The sequence below is a fragment of the Nocardia sp. NPDC004604 genome, assembly GCF_040609795.1.
In the GTDB taxonomy this organism is placed as follows: domain Bacteria; phylum Actinomycetota; class Actinomycetes; order Mycobacteriales; family Mycobacteriaceae; genus Nocardia.
In genome coordinates, this window is record NZ_JBEXLC010000267.1 from 1 (window position 1) to 5,437 (window position 5,437).

Annotated in this window: 3 protein-coding genes; 2 read left to right on the plus strand and 1 reads right to left on the minus strand. The window is 66.8% G+C overall.

Features of this window, described 5'->3' with window-relative positions; all coding sequences use genetic code 11:
* Both ABZW16_RS42780 and ABZW16_RS42785 read left to right on the plus strand, forming a co-directional pair.
* The coding region (locus ABZW16_RS42780; protein WP_354961886.1) for an amino acid adenylation domain-containing protein at positions 1-4,106 on the plus strand (4,106 nt) is incomplete at its 5' end.
* Positions 4,066-4,740, plus strand: coding sequence for a DUF6875 domain-containing protein (locus tag ABZW16_RS42785; RefSeq protein ID WP_354961887.1), 675 nt, complete (start codon positions 4,066-4,068; stop codon positions 4,738-4,740). The genes ABZW16_RS42780 and ABZW16_RS42785, both read left to right, overlap by 41 nt.
* 30 nt (positions 4,741-4,770) lie before the next feature.
* On the opposite strand, the gene ABZW16_RS42790 is transcribed toward ABZW16_RS42785, so the two are convergent.
* A partial coding sequence (locus ABZW16_RS42790; protein ID WP_354961888.1) for a helix-turn-helix domain-containing protein occupies positions 4,771-5,437 on the minus strand: 667 nt, incomplete at its 5' end.

Genomic DNA, 5,437 nt, shown 5'->3' on the forward strand with positions numbered 1-5,437 from the left:
GGCGCGACGCCGTGACAGCGCTGGCCACCCACGCGTCCCGACCCGGTGTCGGCGGGCTGACACCCTCGGATCTCGGCCTCGTCGACCTCGACCAGCCCGCGATCGACCGACTCGAGGCTAGGTATCCGGCGCTGGACGACATCTGGCCGCTGACCCCACTACAGGCCGGACTGCTGTTCCACGCCCAACTCGCCACCGACGCCATCGACGCCTACATCGTGCAACTATGCGTCGAACTCGGCGGAGACGTCGACGCGGACCGGCTGCACCGCGCCGCACAAACCCTGCTGCGGCGACACCCCAACCTACGGACCGCGTTCGTGCGCGACGGCGCCCACGAACCCGTCCAAGTGGTGCCCCACACCGTCGAGGTCCCGTTCACCGAAATCGACCTCACCGAACACGACGACACCGCCGCCGCACTCGAACAGGTCACGACCAGCGACCGCCGATTCGACATGACCACAGCACCACTGCTGCGACTGACCCTGATCAACACCGCCCCCCAGCAATACCGGCTACTGCTGAGCATGCACCACATCCTGATCGACGGCTGGTCCACACCACTACTGATCCGAGAACTACTGATCCTCTACGCCACCGACAGCGACACCGCGGCCCTACCCCCGGTACGTCCCTACCGCGACTACCTGACCTGGCTCAACAGCCAGGACCAGGCCGCGGCGGAGACCGCATGGACACAGGCACTCGAGGGTGTCACCCAGCCGACTCTGCTGGCCCCCGCCGACCGCGCCCGCCGACCCACCGCCGCAGCGAGCGAAGTGCGCGTGCAGCTCGACGAGGACCGCACCGCGGCCCTGGTGACGGTGGCCCACCACCAGGAGGCCACCCTCAACACCATCGTCCAGGCGGCGTGGGCGCTCGTGCTCGCCAATGCGACCGCCCGCGAAGACGTGGTCTTCGGCACCACCGTCTCCGGGCGCCCGCCACAGCTTCCCGGCATCGAATCGATGATCGGACTGTTCGTCAACACCGTGCCCGTCCGCGTCCGGCTCGACCACCGCGAAACCCTCGCCCAGCTATTGCGGCGAATCCAAACCGAACAGGCTGCGCTGCTCGATCATCAGCACCTCGGACTCGCACGGATCCAACAGGTGGCCGGTCCCGGCGCGATGTTCGACACCGTGACCGTCTTCGAGTCCTACCCGGTCGACCGAGCCGGGCTGTCCGAGGACACCGACATCGCCGGAATGCACGTCCGCGACGTCCAGGGACGAGACGCCGCGCACTATCCGCTCGGCCTGGTCGCTCACCACGACACCCGGCTACACCTGACCTTCGAATACCTGCCCGAACTGTTCACTCGACAGCAGATCGACGCCCTTGCCGACCGGGTACTGCGGGTGCTCGACACCATCGCCACGCATATCGACCTCCCACTCACCGAACTGCAGCTGCTCTCGCCCGTCGAGCAGGCCACGCTGGTGCCCGTCCGCGGTCGGCCCGGCACGGTGCCTGCGCCGTTGCCGCAGGTGTTATGGGACGCGGCCACGACGACGCCCGGCACGGAAGCGCTGGTCTGCGACGACGTGCGGCTGTCGTACCGCGAACTCGATGAAACTTCCAACCGGTGGGCACAGATATTCATTGATATGGGGATAGGTCCGGAAGTGATCGTTGCTGTGGCACTGCCGCGCTGCATCGACGCGATGATCGCCGTATGGGCGGTCGCCAAGACCGGCGGCGCGTTCGTCCAGGTCGACCCCACCCATCCGCGCGACCGGGTCACGCGCATTCTCACCGATTCCGGTGCCGCCGTCGGGCTGACCCTCGATACCTACCGAGACCGGTTACCGGAAGCGCTGGAATGGCTCGCCCTCGACGATCCCGTCTTTCTCGCGAAGACGGCGGCGGCCGCCCCGACAGCGATCGATGACGCCGAACGCACAACCCCACTACGGCTGGAGCATCCGGCCTACCTGATCTACACCTCCGGCTCCACCGGGACCCCCAAGGGAGTGGTGGTCACCCATACCGGGATAGCGAACCTGGCCGCCGAGACACGGGAGCGGTACGGCCTCACCCCGGCTTCGCGGATGCTGGCCGTCGCCTCGCCGACCTTCGACGTCTCGATCCTCGAATGGCTCAGCGCGACCGCCGCTGGCGCCACTCTGGTCCTCGCACCCGCGTCGGTGGCCGCTGGCACCGAACTGGCCGAGGTGATCAATGCCGAACACGTCACCCATGCCGCTATCACGCCCACCGTGCTCGCCTCATTACACCCTGACACCGTCGACACCCTCGAAACCCTGATCCTCGGCGGCGAGACCTGCCCGCCCGACCTCGCCGCGCAATGGACGTCGGGCCGCACAGTGCTCAACAGCTACGGGGCCACCGAAACGACCGTCGTCAGCTGCGGCCATGCTCCTTTGACCACGAGCACGGGCGGCCCGATGACGATCGGCGGGCCGGTGCTCGGATTCACCGCCGTCGTACTCGACCGCAGACTGCGCCCCGTCCCAGCCGGAGTGGTCGGCGAACTGTACGTCTCCGGACCAGGTCTCGCCCGCGGCTACCACCGGCAGCCTGCGATCACCGCGGCCCGATTCATTCCCGCCCCCTACGGGCCGCCCGGTACACGCATGTATCGAACCGGCGACCTCGTCGCCTGGACCACCGATCGAACACTGCGATTCTCCGGTCGCAGTGACCTGCAGCTCAAGATCAACGGCCACCGCATCGAACCCGGCGACATCGAAGCCGCGCTGCGCGACCACCCCGATACCGACCAAGCCGCCGTCACGATCCACACCCGCCCCAATGGCAGCGATCAACTCGTCGGCTACGTCGTGCCCGCTCCCGGCATCACGCCCGACACCGCGGCACTGACCGCCCACCTCACGACGCGACTGCCCACGCACATGATCCCGACCGCCATCCTCACCGTTGACCGGATACCCCTCACCCCCACCGGCAAAGTGGATTACAAAGCCCTACCCACACCACAGTGGCGACCTGCCCGGTTCCGTCCGCCGTCGACCGCACTCGAGGCCACCGTCTGCGACGCCTTCGCCCAAACCCTCGACATCGAGCGAGTCGGCCTCGACGACGGCTTCTTCACCCTCGGCGGCAACTCGCTCGCCGCGGCCACGCTGGTGGCGCGGCTGGCCGAGTCGACCGGTGTCGACGTGCCGGTTCAGTGGATCTTCACCGATCCGACACCCGAGTCGCTGGCCTATCGCATCGACACCGGCCGCAATGGGCTCGACGAGCAGGACCTCAGCGAAGCGCTGTCCGTCATTCTCCCCCTGCGCGCCGCCGGAACCGAACCACCGCTGTTCTGCGTCCACCCCGCCATCGGATTGGCTTGGGGTTTCAGCGGACTCGTACAGCACATCGATCCCGACCGCCCCGTATACGGGCTGCAATCCCCGGCATTCAGCGATGCCACCGCGGAATTCGAGACGCTCGACGAACTCGCCGCCCGCTACGTCCAAGAGATCCGCGCAATCCAGCCGCACGGCCCGTACCACCTGCTCGGCTACTCGCTCGGCGGCACCATCGCGCACGCGATCGCCGTCCGACTCCGCCGCGACGGCGAGTCCGTCGCCACCCTGGCCGTGATGGACACTCGCGTCGTCACGGCCTGCACCGTACGCGCACCAACCCCTACCATCGGGAAGCTGCTCGCCGAGTTCGCTGGCTTCGAGGTGCCACCGGGCCCGGCCGATCTCACCGCCGCCGCGGCGGCGGAGCTGCTGCACCGGCAAGGCGGACTGTTCACCGCAGTGACCCCCGAGCATCTCGTGCTCCTGCACGAGGACTACACCCGGCTCGTCGACCTCACGTTGAACCACCGGCCGACGCCATTCGACGGTGACCTGATCTACTTCAGCGCCGCCCACACAGTCGACGGGCCCTCCCCGGCCCTCGCATGGAACGACCTCATCACCGGCCGGATCACCGAACACCACATTTCGGTCCGGCACGAGCGGATGATCGATCCCGATTCGCTGCGCGCGATCGGATTCGTCCTCACCGAGCACTTCCGCTCAGCCCACACCACCCCACAGGAGTCCCAACCCACACAAGGACAAGCCGATCATGAACACCTGCCGAATCGTCGGGTCTCGCTCCGGCGTTGAGCCAGTCAACCTGTTCGCTCCCGATCCAGCGACTCCTATCGCCGCGCATCCCCGTGCAGCCGAATTACGTAGGTGGACCCGCGAATACCTGTGTCAGCCACATCCCGATCTCGGCCGAACCGGCCCGGTCTGTCCTTACACCAGCCGCGCCATCGCGAACCACTTCCTGTGGGCCGCATTCGTCGAAGGTCGTTCCATCGACGCCGGGTTCCTGACCGCGGTCGTCGACGATCTGTACGACCTGTTCCCCGCCCTGCCGCCCCGGGACGAACCCGATTCCAAGTTCAAGGCTGTCCTGGTGGTCTTTCCGGACCTCACCGAATACGAAGATGTCGACGCGGTTCAAATCGAACACAAATCTCGGTTCGTCGAAAAGGGTCTGATGCTCGGTCAGTTCTATCCGGGGTGCACCGTACCGGGACTGCACAACCCGGACTTCCCCGCACTCGACGCGCCACTACCCATGCTCGCCGTCCGCTACATGGCCCCCACCGACTTCCCATTCCTCAACACCCGCCACGAATGGATGGACTCCTACCTCAAACTCTTCGCCCCCACGATCCCGAAGTTCATCAGCAGCACCATGTCCGACATGCTCGTACAGACAATCGGGGACGCGGACGAAACTCACTGAGATCGGGTCCGGGACAAGCCGACCGAGCCGTCAACCGGCGCCGACCAGATGGGTCCGGTCGAGCGCGAACTCGGACACCGCCTTGATCGGCGCGGCCGTCCGCCCACCACGTGCCCGAAACTCCTGCGGCGGACAGCCTTTCCAGCGCCGGAATGCGCGAATGAACGATGCCGCCTCCGCGTAACCGAGCCGCGCCGCCACCTGTTCGGTGGTCATATCGGTGTGGTGCAACAGCTCCTCCGACATCATCTCCCGAACCTCATCGAGCAGATGGCGGAAGGAGGTGCCCTCGTGCCGCAGCCGTCGCGACAGTGTCCGCGGACTCATGAAAAGCTCGGCGGCAACAGCGATTTGATCCGGTATCTCGCCCGGATTGCGGACCAGCCGATCGCGCACCGACCCCGCGACACCGGTGCGGGCGCGCCGCGCGCTGAGCAGATCGCGGCAGAGTTGTTCGCATATGCCGCGCGCCCATTCGTTGGCCTGCGGCAGCGCGTCATCGAGATGGGCACTGTCGAAGGCCAATTCATTGGCCTTTGCGCCGAAGACCGGCTCAACGCCGAATATGTTGCGGTAACGCGTCGTATCCGCCGGAGCGGGGTGCCGAAAGCTGACCCGGGAGGCGGGTACCCCCGCGGTGAACAGTTCCCGGCCGATGGTGTGGATGCCGGTGATGACGCGTTCGGTCAGGAACGGG

What these genes read in the sequence shown, in the direction of transcription:
- ABZW16_RS42785 (WP_354961887.1), top strand. Translation starts at nt 4,066, where the DNA reads ATGAACACCTGCCGAATCGTCGGGTCTCGCTCCGGCGTTGAGCCAGTC.